This window comes from Thermodesulfovibrio yellowstonii DSM 11347, from assembly GCF_000020985.1.
GTDB lineage: Bacteria > Nitrospirota > Thermodesulfovibrionia > Thermodesulfovibrionales > Thermodesulfovibrionaceae > Thermodesulfovibrio > Thermodesulfovibrio yellowstonii.
Window position 1 is genome coordinate 1401093 of sequence record NC_011296.1, and the last position, 19823, is coordinate 1420915.

The 19823-nt window shown below is 35.2% G+C and carries 20 protein-coding genes and 1 tRNA gene; 4 read left to right on the top strand and 17 right to left on the bottom strand.

Annotated elements, in window-relative coordinates:
- Positions 1-27: 27 nt before the first annotated feature.
- From THEYE_RS07240 to THEYE_RS07250, 3 genes are read right to left on the bottom strand one after another with little or no spacing between them, the layout of a single operon-like run.
- Complete coding sequence (locus THEYE_RS07240) at positions 28-633, bottom strand: amidohydrolase family protein (RefSeq protein WP_012545021.1); 606 nt, start codon at positions 631-633, stop codon at positions 28-30.
- Positions 634-1860, bottom strand: a complete 1227-nt coding sequence (locus THEYE_RS07245) for an N-acetylmuramoyl-L-alanine amidase (RefSeq protein WP_012545784.1) — start codon at positions 1858-1860, stop codon at positions 634-636.
- A gap of 4 nt (positions 1861-1864) precedes the next feature.
- Positions 1865-2089 carry a NifU family protein gene (locus THEYE_RS07250; protein ID WP_012545802.1) on the bottom strand — a complete coding sequence of 75 codons (225 nt, stop codon included), beginning with the start codon at positions 2087-2089 and terminating at the stop codon, positions 1865-1867.
- Between the two features lie 110 nt (positions 2090-2199).
- Here THEYE_RS07250 and THEYE_RS07255 point away from each other — a divergent pair.
- Positions 2200-2273 (top strand) — tRNA-Met (locus THEYE_RS07255).
- A 4-nt stretch (positions 2274-2277) separates the two neighbouring features.
- Here the strand turns inward: THEYE_RS07255 and acsB are convergent.
- The 4 genes from acsB to THEYE_RS07275 are packed head-to-tail and all read right to left on the bottom strand — an operon-like array spanning position 2278 to position 7503.
- Positions 2278-4416, bottom strand: coding sequence for an acetyl-CoA decarbonylase/synthase complex subunit alpha/beta (gene acsB, locus THEYE_RS07260; RefSeq protein WP_012546472.1), 2139 nt, complete (start codon positions 4414-4416; stop codon positions 2278-2280).
- Positions 4413-5759 (bottom strand): acetyl-CoA decarbonylase/synthase complex subunit gamma, encoded by a 1347-nt coding sequence (gene acsC, locus THEYE_RS07265; RefSeq protein WP_012545537.1) that lies wholly within the window; start codon positions 5757-5759, stop codon positions 4413-4415. The genes acsB and acsC overlap by 4 nt, the downstream gene beginning before the upstream one ends.
- A 12-nt stretch (positions 5760-5771) precedes the next feature.
- Positions 5772-6710 (bottom strand): acetyl-CoA decarbonylase/synthase complex subunit delta, encoded by a 939-nt coding sequence (locus THEYE_RS07270; protein WP_012545620.1) that lies wholly within the window; start codon positions 6708-6710, stop codon positions 5772-5774.
- A gap of 10 nt (positions 6711-6720) precedes the next feature.
- Entirely contained in the window at positions 6721-7503 is a 783-nt protein-coding gene (locus THEYE_RS07275) for a dihydropteroate synthase (protein ID WP_012546439.1), read from the bottom strand.
- Positions 7504-8087: 584 nt separating this feature from the next.
- On the opposite strand from THEYE_RS07275, the gene THEYE_RS07280 reads away from it, so the two are divergent.
- From THEYE_RS07280 to THEYE_RS07290, 3 genes are all read left to right on the top strand, one after another.
- A complete protein-coding gene (locus THEYE_RS07280; protein WP_012545536.1) occupies positions 8088-9707 on the top strand; it encodes a methyl-accepting chemotaxis protein in 1620 nt (539 codons plus the stop codon).
- Positions 9708-9770: 63 nt separating this feature from the next.
- A complete protein-coding gene (locus THEYE_RS07285; RefSeq protein ID WP_012546761.1) occupies positions 9771-10544 on the top strand; it encodes a slipin family protein in 774 nt (257 codons plus the stop codon).
- Entirely contained in the window at positions 10531-11247 is a 717-nt protein-coding gene (locus THEYE_RS07290; protein WP_012545867.1) for a TVP38/TMEM64 family protein, read from the top strand. Before THEYE_RS07285 ends, THEYE_RS07290 begins: the two co-directional genes overlap by 14 nt.
- Here the strand turns inward: THEYE_RS07290 and THEYE_RS07295 are convergent, their stop codons facing one another.
- The 10 genes from THEYE_RS07295 to THEYE_RS07340 all read right to left on the bottom strand — a co-directional run bounded on the left by THEYE_RS07295 (position 11248) and on the right by THEYE_RS07340 (position 19750).
- On the bottom strand, positions 11248-12225 hold the full coding sequence (locus tag THEYE_RS07295; protein ID WP_012545989.1) for a beta-ketoacyl-ACP synthase III: 978 nt from the start codon (positions 12223-12225) through the stop codon (positions 11248-11250). It lies immediately after the preceding gene.
- Positions 12185-13222: a phosphate acyltransferase PlsX gene (gene plsX / locus THEYE_RS07300; protein ID WP_012545117.1), complete on the bottom strand. Its 1038-nt coding sequence runs from the start codon at positions 13220-13222 to the stop codon at positions 12185-12187. The genes THEYE_RS07295 and plsX overlap by 41 nt, the downstream gene beginning before the upstream one ends.
- Before the next feature lie 8 nt (positions 13223-13230).
- The gene (gene rpmF / locus THEYE_RS07305) at positions 13231-13410 is read right to left on the bottom strand and encodes a 50S ribosomal protein L32 (protein WP_012545520.1); all 180 of its coding nucleotides are present in this window, start codon (positions 13408-13410) and stop codon (positions 13231-13233) included.
- Positions 13403-13921 (bottom strand): YceD family protein, encoded by a 519-nt coding sequence (locus tag THEYE_RS07310; RefSeq protein WP_012545391.1) that lies wholly within the window; start codon positions 13919-13921, stop codon positions 13403-13405. The genes rpmF and THEYE_RS07310 overlap by 8 nt, the downstream gene beginning before the upstream one ends.
- Before the next feature lie 78 nt (positions 13922-13999).
- Complete coding sequence (locus tag THEYE_RS07315; protein WP_012545828.1) at positions 14000-15271, bottom strand: S41 family peptidase; 1272 nt, start codon at positions 15269-15271, stop codon at positions 14000-14002.
- A gap of 21 nt (positions 15272-15292) precedes the next feature.
- Positions 15293-16447 (bottom strand): murein hydrolase activator EnvC family protein, encoded by a 1155-nt coding sequence (locus tag THEYE_RS07320; RefSeq protein WP_012546667.1) that lies wholly within the window; start codon positions 16445-16447, stop codon positions 15293-15295.
- 2 nt (positions 16448-16449) lie between these two features.
- Entirely contained in the window at positions 16450-17313 is an 864-nt protein-coding gene (locus THEYE_RS07325) for a cell division protein FtsX (protein ID WP_012546092.1), read from the bottom strand.
- Positions 17285-17956: a cell division ATP-binding protein FtsE gene (gene ftsE, locus THEYE_RS07330; protein WP_012544942.1), complete on the bottom strand. Its 672-nt coding sequence runs from the start codon at positions 17954-17956 to the stop codon at positions 17285-17287. The genes THEYE_RS07325 and ftsE overlap by 29 nt, the downstream gene beginning before the upstream one ends.
- On the bottom strand, positions 17953-18936 hold the full coding sequence (locus tag THEYE_RS07335; RefSeq protein WP_012545386.1) for a transketolase family protein: 984 nt from the start codon (positions 18934-18936) through the stop codon (positions 17953-17955). Before THEYE_RS07335 ends, ftsE begins: the two co-directional genes overlap by 4 nt.
- The gene (locus THEYE_RS07340; protein ID WP_164924858.1) at positions 18923-19750 is read right to left on the bottom strand and encodes a transketolase; all 828 of its coding nucleotides are present in this window, start codon (positions 19748-19750) and stop codon (positions 18923-18925) included. The genes THEYE_RS07335 and THEYE_RS07340 overlap by 14 nt, the downstream gene beginning before the upstream one ends.
- Between the last annotated feature and the right edge of the window lie 73 nt (positions 19751-19823).

The window sequence follows — 19823 nt, forward strand, 5'->3', positions numbered from 1 at the left end:
GAGTTGTGTAAATACCTTTGAATTGTCTTAAAGTCTTTGCAAGTTCAATAATCTCTTCTGTATCAGCAAAAATTCCTGGGGATATATTAATCCTGTTGAAAGCCCCTTTACATTATAAGAAAGCATTGTTTTTAAAAGTTCTTTCATTTTGTTTATTTCTTTTTTCCGCGATTTTACATCTTTATAACCAACCACAGCCCCTCTCAGATTTCCATGACCCAACATGGTAGCAAAGTTGATTGCAGGCTTAGCTTTTTTCAATAATTTTATATATTCCTGACAGGTATTCCAAGGACTAAGTCCAAGACTTTTTAGCTCAGGCAGCCTTCTTTCAAAAGCTTCACCAAGCATTGGAAAGCCTGATATTCCGCAGTTTCCATTTATTTCAGTAGTAATACCCTGGGTGATTTTTCCTTCTGCATTTGGGTCTGCAAGAATTGTAAAATCAGAATGAGAGTGTGTATCAATAAAACCTGGCGTGAGTACTAACTCCTTTGCATTTATCTTTTTTGTTGCACGGAATTTTTCCTTGCCAATGTATATAATTTTATCCTTTTGTATGCCTATATTGGCTTTAAATGGAGAATTACCAAGCCCGTCAAATATAAAAGCATTCTCTATGAATAAATCCATTTATAGATTCGCCTTCTGTCGCGTATTTTTGACTTTTTTGATATTTACTTTATTTGTTGTAGAGTTATTTTTTGTATATTTCACTTTCTTAATCTGCTCTGTTTTAAGAAAATAATTTTTGATTCCATCAACAATTGATTGGGCTATTTCCATTCTGTATGATTCTTGATTAAGAAGTCTTTCCTCTTCAGGATTACTTATATAAGAAACTTCAAGCAAGCATGATGGCATCTGAGCACCAACTAAAACATAAAAAAGAGCCTGTTTTACTCCATTGTCATGTCTTAAAAAAGAGTTTTTTAAACTGCCTGTCATAGAATTATGGACATATCCTGCGAGTCTGACAGAACTATCTCTTTTTGCTTCCCTTTCTAATGAAGCAAGCATAAAGCCAAGTTCTCCCTTTAACTGTTTCATCTTTTTTATAGAAATTGCATTTTCTCTTGCTGCAACTCTTATTGCTTCTTCATCATCTGTCCAGTTCAAAATATATGTTTCTATACCCCGAGCATATGAGTTTGGAGAAGCATTTGCATGAATTGAAATGAAAAGGTCAGCACCAACTCGGTTTGCAATTTCTGTTCTTTCGTTCAGTGGTATAAAGATATCTTTGTCTCTTGTTAAAATTATTTCAAAGGAGGGATCAGTTTTTAAAATTTCTCTAACTTTTAGAGCAATATCAAGTGTGACATCTTTTTCTTTTAATCCTGACGGACCTATTGCACCGGGGTCTTTACCTCCATGTCCTGGATCAATAACAATTTTCCGCTTCAGTGTAATTTTTGTTTCCTTTTCTTCAAGATTTTTTGATGATTTAAGGCTTCCCTGTGAATATATATCAATCACTATTCTAAAAGGATCTTCAAGTTGAATAATTTTGAACTCATAGCCAGACTTTTTAAGATCAAAGACAATTCTTACTGTATTAATATCAAACTGTCCAATTCGGATTTTATTTACAATAGGGTCATTTACTAAATATTCTTTTTTTATCTCCTTGTTGAGTGTAGCATTTTTTATATCAAAAAAAAGTCTTTCTGGGTTTTTAAGTTCTCCCTTTATAAATTCAGTAACTCCACTTGTTTCAATTACTACTCTTAATCCTTGAGAGAGTTCATAATATCTTATATCCTTAATTTGAATTTTATCTTCTGCCCATGTTAAAGACAAAGAAGACAAAATTAAAGGAAACAGAAAGTTAAATAAAATGATTAAAAATTTAAACATTACCTTAAACAGCTACAACTTCTTTAACCTCTGGAATTTCACTTTTTAGTGTCTTTTCAACCCAGTTTTTAAGTGTTAGAGTCGCCATCGGACATGTTCCACAGGCTCCCTTTAACTTCACATAAACTATATTATCTTTAATATCAACAAGGTCAATATTACCTCCATCTGCCATAAGACCAACTCTAATTTTACCTAAAACCTGCTCAACTTTGGCTTTTTCAATCATCAATATCCTCCTGCTGTTTTTAAATTAATTATACATCATTTAGATTTTATTTTCTCAAGAGTGTTGATATTTGCCAAAAAAATACTGATTTTGATATATTAGTATTGTTCGGCGGCGTAGCTCAGTTGGTCAGAGCAGACGGCTCATATCCGTCGTGTCAGGGGTTCAAATCCCTTCGCCGCCATTTTTTATTTTATAATGGGCTCCATCTCTAAAGCAGGATGCTCTATTCGGCTAAGATAATCAAGAAGGCATTCAATATCTTCACAAACTGTTTCATCAGCAATTTTTTCAATTAGTTCAGGAATTCCTTCTTCCTCTGCTCTTTTCTGAAAACTCTCTTTTATTCTTTCCTTAAGTTCCTTCGGCATCCAGACAATTCTTCTGATACCTCCGTCACCTTTAAGAAACTTCCTTGAAGTAATATAGTTTACACCAACTCCCATAAATCCAGGAGTCTGAATACCTCCCCCTATCATTCCTGCAATGGTAGAAAACTTCATCCCAATCGGAGTCATTCCACTGTAGCCTCTGTTTACAATTAAAACCCCATTTGCCTCGGGAACAACTGCTACAATGCATTCAAAACAACCGCAGGAAGTCATAGGATTTTCCATAATTGAGTAAAGATTTATTGTTTCTATTTCTCCTCCTGAGTGTTTCTTTACATATTCATCAACTCCGCTATATCTTCCATAAATTGGGTCAAATAATTCACCTTTTTGAACAGGCTGATTTCCACCCGTTGGCTCAATCTCGTATGCTGCTTTTGCATCAAGCCATGTAAATGCACCACAAAGTCCTGGACGTTCTGGTGTAATTACGCATACATGCTTCGGTGCAAAACTTTGGCAGAGAAGACATGAATAAAACTCTTTAACCTCCTCATCTGTTAGTGTAGCGAGCCTTAAATCTCTCTGTCTGTATTCTTTCCTTGCCTGTTCCCTTAATTCTAAAACTTCTTTTTCATCAACATAAAGATAAACCTCTACTTTATCAACAATGCTACGAAATTTTGACTTAATCATGCTTGATATTATTATTCCCAAATGGTTGAGGGTTATGCCTGACTCTTTTGCTTTTTTGCTAATTCTTATCCAGTTTATATCTCTCTGCCCTATATGCCAAAGACCTTCTGCCTCATTTATGAAAGTATGAATCTGTCGCTCAATAACAGGCTCAAAATCCTTCTGCATCTTTTTCCCTGCAACATTTACAACGATTCCAAGAGGCATTTTCCCACCTGCCTCATATTTTGCTTGCCAATCAGCACCCACTATCTCAACTTTTTCATCCTCAAGCTCTTGTATCTCCTTCATTCTAACCCATTCAAAAGCTGGTGTTTTTTGCCCTCCAAACTCTATAAAAGTATCCTCTTTTCTTACTCTTTCACCTTCAAAAGCCGGTCCATAAGCTACAGGAATTGGTGGTTTTTCAACAATTATTTTTAATCCTCTTGTCTCAATTGCTTTTTTAACAATCTTTTCGTAATTAGGTTCTGATACAATAAGGGGATATGCAGCAATTTCAGGGATTGAAATTTCTGGAAGACTCTGATCTGTTATAACAGGAATTGCAAATACTGCTGCACCCAGTGCTACTGCTACTGCCTTTTCATCAATGCTTCCAAAAGCGATAGCAAAGGTATTTACTCTCTTTCTTACATAATCAATTATCGCATTTTTATCTCCAGCTGTCTGTCCTCCGAAAATTAGAGATGCTCTTACTGCCCAGTCAATGACATAGACTGTCTCTTCTATTTTTGTACCTACAGGAACTACATAAGCTTCAAAACCTTGTCTTTCACCTGTTTTTATAAACTCTTCTGCCAGAGGACCTATAAGAAAAGCAAGAATTCTTTTTTCCTGAAGTTCTTTTATAATTGGCAAAAGCTTTTCTTGCTCAATTTTCCCAACTAAAACTGCTACAGCAGGGATTCTACCATCAACAAGCTGAACTCCGAGAGTTCTCTGAATTGTGTCACTGAGAAAGCCATAAAAAGGAGATTCCTCGTTTCGCTCGGAATGACAAAACAGCAAAGCAAGATAAATCTCTGCAAGATAAAGGTAGTTTAATGCAAGATTCATCGCATCAAGGGACTGAGAAAATTTGTCTTTTATCGTTTCATAAAACTTTTCAAGCTCTGAAAGTTCTGTTATTTTTAATCCCTCAAGGGCATAAATCAGAGGAAGACCATAGGCTGTATCTGGAAGCTCAAAAGAAAAAGTCTTACCTTTTTCTGATATTGTGTTATTTAAAAGTGCCTCTGTTTCCTTTAACAATTCTTCTGATGCTTTTTTTGTAAATTCTACTAATTTTTCTATCATTTTTTACTCCTTACATAGTTTCTTAAGAATGCTGGAATTCCACTTGCCTCCTTTGTCCCCACTATTACCTTCCAGCCAGGAAGTTTATCTTCAACTGCTCCTTTAAGCATCGCAACATATCCTGGAATTATAAGCTCTTTATGATTAAGCTTTTCTTCTATCCCACTTTCTTTTATAAACTGAGCAATCTTGCTTGCAGAAAACTTTCCAGCTGCCCAAGCAGTCAAGACACTCAGTCCATCGCAATCCATAATAGCAAGCCATGCAGGGACTTTGCTGTTTTCAATCTCCCCTTTTACAAGAAAATAAGTCAAAGCAAAATTAGTAGTAACTATTATTGGACTATTTTCATCAGGCTCTCCAACTTTGTATATATCCTGCTTTACCTGCATAGGAACCTGCGGATCTGAGTAGATATTTTGTTTCAATGTGAAAAGCACAAGATTTTTCCATTTGGGAATGCTACTTAATACAACAATTGAAGAATATTTTAAAATTGCTAAAGAAGCAATAACAGTTTCATAAAAATTATCATCCCTATTTGCAAATGTTATTATTGGATATCCCAATAATCTGATGCCTTTTTTAAGTGATGCTCTTCTTATTAATGTGTTATCCATAAGAAGTTCTTTAGCACTGTTTGGCTGAGTATCAATTACTAAATCCTGAACACCCACTGAATGAGCAATTTCTACAAGTTTTAGAACTTTTTCTATCCCTTTATCACTTATAATCAGAGGAACGTTGTATTTTTTGGCTATTTCAGACATTTCATTAATATTTTCAGGGGTTGCTCCTGAAAGTATTGGTCTGCTTTCTTTCAGCTTTTCAAGTGCCTTAGCTGCTACTTCAGGCTTTGATATCCCAAGAATAAGAGGTAAATCAAAAGCTTTATTTATTATTTTATCTAACACCTGATTGAATATTTCAGAATTCTCTGATTCGTTCTTTAAAAATATTGCATCAACTTTAAGTATTTGACCAACTCTTTCAATGGAAGACTCCAAAACTTCATTTATAAATCCATCTATGTTTGATTCTGTATCTTTAATTTCAAGGGCTAAAACAGTAGGATTGAAAAACTTTTTTTCATGTCTGAATAAAACTGTTTCTTCTCCGATTTTAATTTTTGTATTTTTTGAGCCAAAAACAAATCCACGAATAGGAGGCGTAGCTGCTTCCTTAAGTTTTGCTTTAACTTCCTCAGATGCTTCAGGACATTGTTCAATATCTGCTTGTCCTTGTGCAACCTTCATAGCAAAAGCAAGACATGTTGGAAATCCGCATTTTTTACAATTCGTCTTTGGAAGAAGCTTAAAAATTTCTATTCCTGTAATTGCCATTTTTCACTCCCTTTAGGAAAATAAATCACCGATAAATCTTTTGACAGTATTTATAGCTTCAGGATGTCTCATTATCAATAGTTCTGCCCCTGAAAGCAAAAATGAACAGGCTGTTACTGCTTCCCACATAACAGCTCTTTCATGTAAGCTTCCCCACTCAGGAATATCAGATTCAGATGCCTGTGATTCCTTTGTTTTCCAGACATAAAAACCAACATCAGCAACCATTGGAACACAAAGCATGTTATCTCCCTGAATTTGCCCTGCAATTCTGATTCTTTCCATTACTGAATAGGTATATTCAAAGCCGTATCCCAGAGCAGAGCACATAGGGTCTATGATTATTTTTTCTCTTGGAAAATCCATCTGGGTAATTAAAATATTAAGCTGCTTTGCAAGATTTACATCAAGTTCAGACATTGCAATAAGACTATGACCTCCAGCCATTGCAGAAGCAGTAATAGTTTTATAATTGCCTTCCTGAGCTTTTCCAATTATACAGTTATATCCCCTTGAAGCATCTGATACCACAGGAAGAACCTCAGCATCCTTCTCAGAATGATTACTTCCCAAGATTATCAGAGGTAAATCTATTTCAGAGAGAATTTTTTTTACTTTATCAGCAGCCTCTTCTGGTTTGGAATCTTTGCTATCTGGGTGTGTACTCATAAGCCGTAAAGCAATTGCTTCTGCACCAAGAGTTTCGCAAAATTTTGCCCATTTTACTGGACTATCCCACACTGAAGAATAAACCTTCGCAAGTTCTTCTGGATAATCTTCAGGAATATCATCCTGAATCTCAAAAGCAATCAAGGGCTTATGTGGAAATTCTCCCTCAAAAAAATGGAAAGGTAGCGCAGATTCCCCCCCAAAATAAGCCTTTTTCTCTTTTCCAAAAACAATTTCAGGAATTTTTCCTGTATATGTTTCTTTTGGTATTGAAAATTTCATTTTTTAACCCCTAAATTTCAAGATAGGAATGAGCATAAAGAGTTTTGCCATTGATTATACTAATTGTTTTCACTACTTCTATTATCTCAGCAGGATTTGCAATTGCAGCGTTGAGCCCTTCATACATTAAAAGAGCAAAAAAATATTTATTTAAAATAGGTCTTAAATGCTTTGGACATCCATTTGAAATATTACTCAGTCCAACTATTGTTTTCATAGGAGGATCATTGAGTTGCTGAAAAAGTTTTATGGCACGCAAAACCTCCTTAGCCTGCTCTTGAGAAGTTGATATTTGAAGCACCAGTGGGTCAAGGTATACATCTTCAAGTGACACTCCAAATTCTACAGCCTTTTCAATGAGCTGAACAGCTATTTCAACCCTTTCTTCAGCATCTCTTGGAAGTCCACTTTTACCAACAGTAAGTGCAATGATTGGAACACTATATTTTGCTGAAAGTTCAAACATAACAAATCGTTCAGGATCAAGAGAAGTTGAATTAATTAAAGGTTTGCCCCATTGATTATTATGCACTTTCAGTCCTGCTTCCATTGCCTTAGAATTTGTTGTATCAAGTGATACCGGAAGAGGAACAACTTCTTGAATAGTTGTTACCATCCACTCCATTACTCCCTCTCCATCATCCTCTGCAGGACCAATGTTTGCCTCTATCATATGAGCACCAGCCTTCCACTGCTCAGTAGCTATCTCATGAATTGGCTTTTTGTCTTTTTTTAAAATGGCTTCACGAACTTTTCTTGAAACAACACTTAAACGCTCGCCAATAATAAGCATAAGTTCCTCCGGTAGAAGTTTAATAAAAAATTTTAACATAATTTATTAATTTCCTAAAATTTTTCAGTAATTTTGATTGCAGTTGGATGTGAGTTTAAAAAATCTCTATTTACTAAAAAGATTGCAAAATAAACAATATTCATTTAAAATTATAAATAAGCAAAATATGAAAGAATCTGTTCAATTTTTTCTGTCATTCCGAAGGGTCTCAATGACCCGAGGAATCTCTAATTTGTTCCAGTATGGAAACAGAGGAGATTCCTTGTCGCTAACGCTCCTTAGAATGACAGTTCTATTGTCACCCCGAGGCAAAGCCGAGGGGTTCTCCTCTGGAGGCTATGGGATTCCTCGCAGACCCTTCGCCTACGGCTCAGGGCTCGCTTCGCTCGGCTCGGAATGACAGAGGAAAAGGCGAATGACATTTATCTCTGTCACCCGAGCGTAAGATAAGGGTCTCCTACATTGGAGGCGAGGAATGACAAAAAGAAAGGCGGAATAACATGAAAAAGCCTTGGTAGATAGATGGGTAATTAAAAAATAACAGAACAAAGACTCTAATAAAAAATAAAAAGGAGGGTTAAATCATGTTTAAGAACCTTACAATTGGTAAAAAACTCATGGTAGGGTTTGGAACTATTATCTTTCTTTTAGTAATTCTTTCAGCCTATACTCTGTACTCTATAATTTCATCAGCTACAAAAGTTCATGACCTTGAAGAAAGATTTGATAAACTTCTTTATGCTGCTGAAATCCAAAGAGAAGTAAATGCCATACATCTAAAAGCAAGAAAAATGTTTTTGATTAATGACATATCAAAGAAACAAGAGATAATGAAAGAAATTGAAGAACATAGGAAATATTACAGAAAAAGAATGGAAGAATTAGGAAAAATTACCCGTAATCAGGAAGGAAAACAAAAACTTCAAAACCTTATAAATGCCTCTAATGAAACAAGAGATGCTAATAATAAAGCATTTCAACTTGCTCTTGCTGGTAAAAATCAGGAGGCTATAGAACTTTATCTCAAGGAAGTTGAATCAAAGGCAGGTAATAGAGAAAAGGCTTTGAATGAGTTAGTGAATTATTATCATAAAACTGCAACCAAAACAACAGTTGATATCAATCAGTCTTTTAATTATGAATTAATCATTTCAATAATTCTGTCAGTTATAAGTATAGCTATCGGAATTTTCTTTGCTCTCTTCATCTCCCGTTCAGTCAAGAAACCTGTAACAGAGCTTAAGGGAGTTTTAGGGAAAGTAGCACAGGGAGACCTCTCAGTTGATATAAAAGTAGAAAGCAAAGATGAACTTGGAATGATTGCACAATCAGTGCATGAAGCAATAACAAGCATAAAGCGCCTTATAGCAGAATCAAAAACCATCTCAAGCTCCCTTGCATCATCTTCTGAAGAACTTTCAGCAACAACAGAGGAGATATCAAGGAATCTCAAATCCCAGACAGAAAGAGCAAGCCAGATAGCATCTGCAGCAGAAGAAATGAGCCAGACAGTAGTAGACATAGCAAAGAACGCATCAAACATAGCAGAAGTAAGTGTAACAACAGCCAGTGTTGCAAAAGAAGGAAAAGACATGACGATGAACACAGCACAAGAGATAAAAGTAATTGAAGGAGCAATAGGGAAACTTTCAGAAGTAATCAATGTATTAGGAGACCGTTCTCGTCAGATAGGAGAGATAGTCACAGTAATAAAAGACATAGCAGACCAGACAAATCTACTTGCATTGAATGCAGCAATAGAGGCAGCTCGGGCAGGAGAGCAAGGAAGAGGCTTTGCAGTAGTTGCAGATGAAGTAAGGAAACTTGCAGAGAGGACAACAAAGGCAACAGATGAGATAGCAGAGATGATAAGAGGAATACAGACAGAGGTAGATGTAGCAGAGGGTTCAATGGAAGATGCAACGAAGAAAGTGGCAAGTGGAGTTGAGCTAAGCAACAAGTCAGCAGAGATACTTGGGCAGATACTGAGCAAAGCACAAGAACTTCAGTCAATGATACAGCAGATAGCATCTGCAACAGAACAGATGTCTTCAGTAACAGACCATATAACACAGGATATAGGAAGCATAGCAGAGGGTTCAAAGGAGATATCCCTTGCAGTGGATCAGTCAGCCCAGACAGCAAGTGATATAGCAAGATTGGGTGGAGAACTAAAAACAGCCATTGATAAATTTAAAGTATAAATCTGAAAGAATTACAAAATAATTTTGTAGCAATGCAAATTAGATAAGTAAAAGGAGGAGTTTATGTTTTTTGAAACATCGCTTTTAACTTTAATTGTAATTATTTTTTTAGCTGTTTACATTCTTAGCAGCGCAATTAAAATTCTGAAAGAATACGAAAGAGGAGTTGTTTTTAGACTGGGTAGAGTTATTCCAGTTAAAGGACCAGGACTTGTTCTTATATGGCCAGTGATTGACAAAATGGTCAAAGTAAGCCTGAGAATTGTTACAATGGATGTTCCTGCTCAAGACATAATTACCAAAGATAATGTCTCAGTAAAAGTCAACGCTGTTGTTTATTTCAGACCAATTGATCCAATCAAGGCAGTAACAGCAGTTGAAGACTTTTATTATGCTACAAGCCAGATTGCCCAAACAACCCTTAGAAGCATTCTTGGACAGAGCGAACTTCAGGATTTGCTCACAAACCGTGAACAGATTAATGCTGAATTGCAGCAGGTTATTGATTCACAAACCGAACCATGGGGAATTAAAGTCACAGCAGTTGAGGTTAAAAATGTTGACCTTCCACAGGAAATGTTAAGAGCAATGGCAAGACAGGCTGAGGCTGAAAGAGAAAGAAGAGCTAAAATTATTCATGCAGAAGGTGAACTTCAGGCTGCGGAAAAGCTTACAGAAGCAGCAAGAATTATATCATCTGAACCAGCAGCTCTTCAATTAAGATATTTGCAAACATTAAAAGAAATCGCCTCTGAAAAAAATTCAACAATTCTCTTTCCGCTACCAATAGATTTAATAACTCCATTCATGGAGCTCATATCTCGTGACAAAAAATAAACTAACCTTTAAAGCACTGCTAAGATTTTCTGCTTTAGCAGTGCTTATTGCTTTATCTGTATTTTTAGCTTATGAATTTGGAATTATTGAATTATTCCTGAATGAAGAAAAACTTAAGAATTTTATTAAATCCCTCGGACCTTTCGGTGTTGTGGGATTTGTTCTTTTACAGGCTTTTCAGGTTGTTGCAGCTCCTATTCCTGGTGAAGTTACAGGATTGCTCGGTGGATATTTGTATGGAACATTTTGGGGAGTAGTTCTTTCAACAGCAGGACTTACACTTGGTTCAGTAATTGCATTTATTCTTGGAAGAATTTTCGGAAAACCCTTTGTTGAAAGAGTTGTTGATCCAATGGTATTAAATAAGTTTGATTATTTACTTCATCATAAAGGTGCTTTTTTAGTATTTTTTCTTTTTCTTATCCCAGGTTTTCCAAAGGACTATTTGAGCTATTTTCTCGGATTAAGCAGACTTTCTTTGTTGGAATTTACAGTAATTGCAGGAGTTGGAAGACTTCTCGGAACTATTCTGCTTTCTTTTGGCGGAGATTACCTCAGACACCATGAGTATGGAAAATTTTTAGGACTTGCCGGTATAGCAGCAGTAATAATGGTGATAGTTTGGTTATTTAAAGATAAAATTGAACGATTACTTAGAATCTGGCATATAAGTAGATACAGAAAAAATAAGCAGAAAAAGTAGCTACCACTTTATCAAAGATGCACCCCATGTAAGTCCTGCACCAAATGCAGCAAGCATTACATAATCACCTCTCTTGATTTTACCCTGCTCATTTGCTTCATCTAATGCAATGGGAATTGATGCTGCAGAGGTATTACCGTATTTATTGATATTTACCATCACTTTTTCCATCGGTAGAGAAAGTCTCTTAGCCATTGCCTGAATAATTCTTATGTTTGCCTGATGAGGAACTAAAAGGCTAAGTTCCGAAGATGTAATACCAGCTTTTTTTAATGTAGCATCCACAACTTCTTCAAGAGTTTTTACTGCAACTTTGAATGTTTCATTGCCTCTCATCTTTATAAAATTAAGTCTCTTTTTAATTACATCTTCTGTAACAGGCATCTGTGACCCACCTGCAGGCATGTGAATAAAATCCCACATTGTCCCATCTGAAAAAATATCTATTATCTGAATTCCTTCATCTTTTTTTGTTGGCTCAACTATGACTGCTCCAGCACCATCAGCAAGTAAAACACAGGTGCTTCTGTCAGTCCAGTCTGTAAATCGTGAAAGCATTTCAGCACCTATAACAAGAGCTCTTTTTGACGCACCTGTTTTTATAAATTTTTCTGCAACAGATAAAGCATAAATAAAGCCTGTGCATGCACCATTAATATCAAAAGCTACTGCATTACTTGCTCCGAGTTTCATCTGAAGAATACAGGCAGCAGATGGAACAAGCATATCAGGAGAGACTGTTGCTACAATTATCAAATCAATATCCTTTGCAGTTAAGTTAGCGTTTTTCAATGCTTTTATTGAAGCCTCAAAGGCAAGGTCACTTGTTGCCTGCTCAGGTGCTGCTATTCTTCTTTCTTTTATTCCTGTTCTCTCAGTTATCCATTCATCTGATGTTTCAACCATTTTTTCAAGGTCATGGTTTGTTAAAATTTTTTCAGGAACATAAGAGCCTGTTGACACTATTCTGGCTTTCATCTCTCTCCTCCGTCTGGTTTAAGCTTTCTGAAATTCTTGTATATATCTGTTTTTTTACCATTTCTGTAGCTACTTTTATTGCATTTTTTATTGCTTTTGCTGAAGACCTTCCATGACATATTATGCTTGTGCCATTAATGCCAAGTAATAAAGCACCACCATATTCAGAGTAGTCTACTTTTTTACGGAAACTTTTTATTGCAGGCTTTATCATCATATAGCCAAGCTTTCCTGTTATTATATCTGCAATTTCTCTTTTAAGCATCTTCATCAATGCTTCAGCAAGTCCTTCACCGACTTTTAGCACAATGTTTCCAACAAATCCATCACATACCACCACATCAGCCTGTCCGAAGAAAATATCTTTTCCTTCAATATTTCCAACAAAATTTAACCTTGAAGACTTGAGGAGTTTAAAGGCTTCTTTTGTAAGTTCATTTCCCTTTGAACCTTCTTCTCCTATGCTTAAAAGAGCTATCTTGGGGGATTGTGAATTAAAAAGTGCTTTATGATAAGCTTCTCCCATGAAAGCAAATTGAACTAAATGTTCAGGTTTGCAATCAACATTTGCTCCTGCATCAAGTAAAATAAAATGTCCCTTTAGACAGGGCATTACAGTAGCTATTGCAGGACGTTCCACATTTGGAAGTTTTCCGAGTAAAAGAAAACTTAAAGCCATCATAGCACCTGAATGTCCAGCACTTATAACAGCATCTGCTTTGCCTGCTTTTACCAGTTCCACAGCTTTTCTCATTGAGGTATTTTTTCTTCTAAGTGCTGAAGATATATTTTCATCCATTTGGATTACATCATCAGCTGGAATAACAGATATGATACCTTTTGTTTCTTTCTTTTCGGGCAAGAAACTTTTTATTTTTTTTTCATCCCCAACAAGAATAATCTCAACTTCAATATCCTGCACTACTTCATAGGCACCTAAGATATTTACTTCAGGGGCGAAATCGCCCCCCATTGCATCAACAGCAATTTTTAACATTTTTAGAATTACTCTTCAACCTCTAAAATTTTTCTGCCTTTATAGGTGCCACAATTAGGACATACCCTGTGTGGAAGCTTGGGCTCCTTACATTCAGGGCATAAAGCAAGATTGGGAGCTGTTGCCTTCCAGTTAGCTCTTCTTTTATCCCTTCTTGAAGGGGTATGACGATGTCTTGGATTAGCCATTTTTCTTCATCCTCCTTAAAAGTGATTGTAATACTGCCATTCTTGGGTCTATTTCTTTAACTATACAGCCACAGTTAATTTCATTTAAATCTGTACCACAGACAGGACATATTCCCTTACAATCTTCAGAACATAAAGGCTTCATAGGTATACTGAGCAAAATCTGGTCACGAATTATGTCTTCTGTATCAATTAATCCCTCTCTGTAGAAATCTACCTCCATCTCATCTCGTTTTAGTTCAACGAGTTCTTCTTTATTCAATTCTTCTATAGGATGATAGCTCAATTCTGTTAAACTTCTAATTGGCATTTTATAGTCCTTCAAACATCTACTGCATTGAAGTTCAACTTCTCCACTGATAACTCCTTTTACAAATACTTCTTGCCCGTTTTTCTCTATTCTTAAAACAGCTTTGAATGGCTGGGTGATTTTCACACCGTCTATTTTTGGAGTTTCCTCCAGCTCAATATTTAGTCCTTCTTCAGGTATTTCAAAGACCTCAATTTTCATCTAAAAACCTCAAAAATAAAATTCTCCCTTACGGGAGTTAAACTATTTTAACAAAAAATTAAACTTTCTTTATAGTCTCTATGCTGCTTTTTTCATTTTTTCCATTATTTTCCAGCTCTTTAAAATATCAATAGCTCTTTGCAGTTGGGTATCTTCCTTTTCATCAACTTCCTGTGGAACTTTTTCCTGGGGTTCAACTTTTTCTCCCTTCAAATGTTGTTCAAGGTCTTTTTCTCTAATTACAGGAACTTCTTTGCCATTTTTAGTTTCAAGTTTTACAACTATATCAGGCATTATTCCAACTGCATGAATGCTTCTTCCTTTGGGTGTGTAATATTTTGCTGTTGTAAGTTTTAATGCTGAACCGTCACTTAAAGGAATAAGACTTTGAACAGAACCTTTACCAAAAGTTTGAACTCCAAGAATTAAAGCTCTTCCCCAATCCTGTAACGCTCCTGCAACAATTTCTGAGGCTGAAGCAGAACCCTGATTTACAAGAACAATCATAGGAATCTCAGTATATGAAGGTCTCAATTGTTCTGTATAATACTGCATTTTTTCCCCAACTCTTCCCTGTATTGATACAACAAGATGCTTTGGAGGTAAAAACTGCTCAGAAACATCAACAGCACTTTGAAGAAGTCCTCCAGGATTATTTCTTAAATCAAGAATAAGACTACGCATTCCTGAATCTTTAAGGTTCTGTAATGCATTTGCAAGGTCTTGTGCTGTTCCTTCCTGGAATTGAACCAGTTTTACATAGCCGATTTCCTTATCAATCATTTTATATTTTACGCTCTTGATTTTAATGATATCTCTAACAATGGTTATGTCCCTCGGCTCTTTCCACTCATCTCTCTGAATTGTGAGAATAACAGATTTTCCTTTAGGTCCTCGCATCTTTGATACAGCATCATTTATATTCATATCCTTTGTTGATTGCCCATCAATTTTTATTATTTTATCACCCGCTTTGATTCCTGCTTTCCATGCAGGAGTATCCTCAATTGGAGCAATCACTGTTAAAATCCCCTCTTTTATTCCTATTTGTATTCCAATCCCACCAAATTCTCCTTTTGTTTCAGTCTGAAACTCTTTGTAAGCCTCTGGGGTTAAATATGCAGAATGCGGGTCCAAAGAATTAATCATTCCTTTTATTGCTGAACGAATAAGTTCTCTTGGATTAATATCCTCTACATAACTCTTCTTGACTGTGGTAAAAACCTCAGTAAATGTTCGTAAATCCTCATAAACAGAATCTGTATTCTGAGCTGCTGACCATCTTCCTATTATTATTCCCATAAAGGCAATAATCAAAATCAATGCTGAAATCGTAATTTTTTTCTTCATTTTTTTATTTTTTCCTCCCTTTTATCTTCTTAACCACTGTTCTGGATTGAGTGGTTTTCCTCTATATCTTATTTCAAAATAAACTGCTGTTGTATCTATACTGGATTTTTCTCCAACATTACCTAAAATCTGTCCTGTTTTTACATAAGCTCCTTCTTTTACTCCTATAGAACCAAGATTTCCATATACTGTATAATATCCATCTCCATGACTTATTATAACAAGGTTTTCATATCCTTTAAAATATTTCGCATAAACAACCTTGCCTTCAGCAGATGCTTTCACTTGTGTGCCAGGTGATGCCTGAATATAAATTCCACTTCTAAACATAGGAACATTAAAAACAGGGTCTTTCTGACTACCATAATGTGCAATAACAGGACCGCTTACAGGCCATACAAGAGTTCCCTTTCTTTTTGTAAACTCTCCTTCAGGTAGAGAAATTCCTGGTTTCCCAGTTCTTTTTTCTTTCTTTTCAGTTTCCTGAAGAAGCCTTGCAAGTCTTTTTGCATTTTCTTCAAGTTCTTTTATTTTTTTCTCATATATAGCTTTATTTTGTCTAACTTTAGCAAGTAAAATTTCCTTTTCTTTTTTCTTTTGTTTTTGAGTCTCTTCTGCTGTTTTAAGAGCTTCTTCTTCTTGTTTTAATGACGCGTAAAGCTTTTTCAGTTCTGCCTGTTGAACAATTAGAATATTAAGTTCTGCTTTGTATTGCTGGATAAGTTTTTTGTCAACATTCATAATTTTCTGAGTATTTCTCATAAGGCGAAATGCTTTTGTAGTATCTTCTTCCATTAAAATTATTAAAACAGGATCAGGTTGATTGTTTAATCTCTGGATTCCTTTTATTCTACTTATAAGATAATTTTTTCTTGTTTCAAGCTGATTACTATAAGTTTTTATCCCTTTTTCTGTTTGACTAATTTTTATTTGCAGATTTTTTATTTTCATACGATGACTCTTTATTTTTGTTTCTATCTCATCAAGTTCTTTTGAAACTTTTTTTAAATCTTCAAGAACATTCTGTTCAACTTTTTTGGTTTCTCTCAGCTTTTTTTTATGAATATCAAGCTGTTTTTTTATCTGTTGTAATTCCTCTTTTGGCTGAGCAGCTAAAGTGGGAAAACTTAAAGCAATAAAAAATAGAATTATTATAATCCTTATTTTTTTTAGCATTTTTATTGATACTTTATCTTACCAAGTGCAAAAAATGAAGAAATTATACCAAGAAACATACCCAAAACAGGTAATAGCCCAAAAATCTCAACAGGAAACTCTATCTGAGTAACTGCAGGTAAAAATTCTGAAAAACTTTTTGAATGTAAAACAAAGTATACCAAACAGATTAAAATACCTGCGAAAATAGTTCCTCCGAGTCCTATAATTCCACCTTCAACTAAAAATGGAAATCTTATATAGGAAGGAGTTGCACCAAGAAGTTTTAAAATCTCAATTTCCTCAGTTTTTTTCCAGTAAAAACTTTTTACAGTGGCATAGATTATAAACAAAATTGCAATTGAAATAAGACAGAATCCTGCAATAGCAAGATTCCATAAAGTTACTCTTATTGTTTTTAAACCCACTATAATTTTAGCAGGATAATAAACATCATCAACAATTTGCATTTTTTTTATATTTTTCGTAATCTGTTCAATATTTTGAAGACTTTCCTCTTTTATAAAAGCTTCTATTGTATCAGATAGAGGATTATATCCGATAAGCTCTATAAGTGCAGGATCAATAAGATTTTTCATTTCTTTTATAGCTTCATCCTTTGAAATATATTGAATACGAGAAAAAACTCCCATTTTTTTAAGTTGTTCAATCATTGAAGAAATTTCAGTTCTGCCCGTGTCATCTTTTAAATAAATAACTATAGCAGCTTTTGTTGAGAGCTTTTTTGTAAAAATTTCAACATTATACAGGAGCAAAAAAAATCCTGTAAAAATAAAAAAACATATGCCTATACTGATTATGGATAAAAGAGTTGACCATCTATTAAACCATAGTCCTTTAATTGCTGAATGAAGATGCATCTTCATGGATTTTTCCCTCTTTCAAAGTTAAAACTCTATATTGTTTATTTCTAAAAAAATCTGAATTATGGGTTGCAATTACAACAGTGCATCCTTTGGTATTTATTCTTTTAAAAAGAGCAATAACATCCTGTGATGCTTCGGGGTCCAGATTTCCAGTGGGTTCATCCGCAAGGACAATCTGAGGATTTGTTATAATCGCTCTTGCTATCGCAATTTTTTGCTGTTCTCCACCTGAAAGGGTTTTAACAATGCTGTCTGCTTTGTGCCTGAGAGCAACATCTTTGAGTGCATCCATAACTTTTTGTTTTATATCTTTTTCCTTCTCTCCAATAACTCTCAAAGGAAGAGCTACATTATCAAATACTGTTAAATCCTGTCTTAATCTAAAATCCTGAAAAACAAAGGTAACAGCTCTTCTTAACTGTGGTATTTCTCTTTGCTTTATGTTAGAGAGTTCAAAATTTGCAACTTTTATTTCACCTTCATCTGGAAATTCACTTCCAAAAATTAATTTAAGAAGTGTGGTTTTTCCAGCTCCAGAAGGGCCTGTTATGAATACCAGTTGCCCTTTTTCTATATTAAACGAAACATTTTGTAGGACTGCTATGCCACTGTAATATTTATAAACTCCCTGAAATGTTATCATTTTTTAAAAAATTCTCTGACTGTATGAATGATATTTTCAGATGTAAGTCCATAAAATTTAAGCAATTCTTTCCAAGAACCTGAACAACCAAATGTATCTTTTATCCCGATTCTTTTTATAGGAACAGGATGATTTTCACAGACAAATTCAGCCACAGCAGAACCAAGTCCGCCAATTATAGAATGTTCTTCTGCTGTCACAATCAATTTTGAAGATTTAGCAATTTTCAATAATGCTTCTACATCAATAGGCTTCACTGAAGAAAAATTTGCAACCCCAGCATCAATTCCTTCTTTATTTAAAATCTCTGAAGCTTTTAATGCTTCTGCAACCATTAATCCATTGGCTATTATATTGACATCTTTGCCAAGTTTGAAAATATGAGCCTTACCAATCTCAAACCTATAGTCTTCAGGCATTACTGGTGAAACTTTTGCTCTTCCGAGCCTGATATAAACAGGTCCATAATATTCTGTAGCCGAAACTATGACCTGTGCAGTCTCATATGCGTCTGCCGGAACAATAACAGTCATGCCAGGTATAACTCTCATAAGTGCAACATCCTCAAGTGCCTGATGTGTTGCTCCATCCTCTCCTACTGTAATCCCTCCATGTGTAGCAACAATTTTTACATTAGCATTTGAATAGCAAACAGTCTGTCTAATCTGTTCCCATGCTCTTCCTGTAGCAAATATTGCAAATGTTGATGCAAACGGAATTTTACCTGTAAGAGCCAATCCTGCAGCTACACCAATCATATCCTGCTCAGAAATTCCCATATTGAAAAACCTATCTGGAAAAGTTTTTGCAAACTTTGCGGTTTTTGTGGAACAGCTTAAGTCCGCATCAAGAACAACAATATCAGGATTTTTCTTTCCCATTTCAACAAGTGTGATACCATAAACATCTCTTGTTGCCATTTCTTTTGAATAGAATTCAGACAGTTCATTTAATGCGCATGTGCATTCAATTTTTCCCATTTTTTAACTCCTTAAGAGCGATTTCAAGCTCCTCCTGTGTTGGAGCAACTCCATGATATTGAACTTTTCCTTCAAATATTGAAACCCCTTTACCTTTAACAGTGTTTGCTATAATCATTGTTGGTTTTCCTTTTGTTTTTTCAGCTGCCTCAAGAGCATCAACAATTTCCTGCATATTGTGACCATCAATTGTAAACACATTCCAACCAAAAGCAATAAATTTATCTTCTATTGGCTTAATATTCATTACATCAGAGCAATGTCCATCAATCTGCAGATTATTATGGTCTACTACTGCACATAGATTATCTATTTTATAGTGAGAAGCTGTCATCGCAGCTTCCCAAACTTGTCCTTCTTGAAGTTCTCCATCTCCTAAAAGGCAGTAAACTCTTGAGTTTATCCCGCTAAGTCTTAGCCCTAAAGCCATTCCACATGCAACAGATAGTCCCTGTCCAAGTGAACCTGTAGAAACCTCAACACCTGGTAAATTCTTACAACAGGGATGTCCCTGTAAAGGTGAGCCAAGTTTTCTTAAGCTATTAAGCAAGGATTTATCAAAATAACCAGAAAGAGCCAATGCTGCATAAAGAACAGGTGCAGCATGTCCTTTTGAAAGAACAAATCTATCGCGTTCTTTCCATTGAGGATTTTTTGGATTGTGCTTCATCTTGTAAAAATATAGAGCAGTTACAATATCCGTAGCTGAGAGACTTCCTCCTGTATGTCCAGAACCTGCATTCGTCAACATTTTAACAATTTCAATTCTTATTTGTCTTGCTTTCTCTTCTAAAAATTCTATATCTACCACCATTCCACCTCAAATTTTTAATTAATTTTTTAATTATAAATCAAAATCATAAAAAAAGACATCTCGTATGGTATTC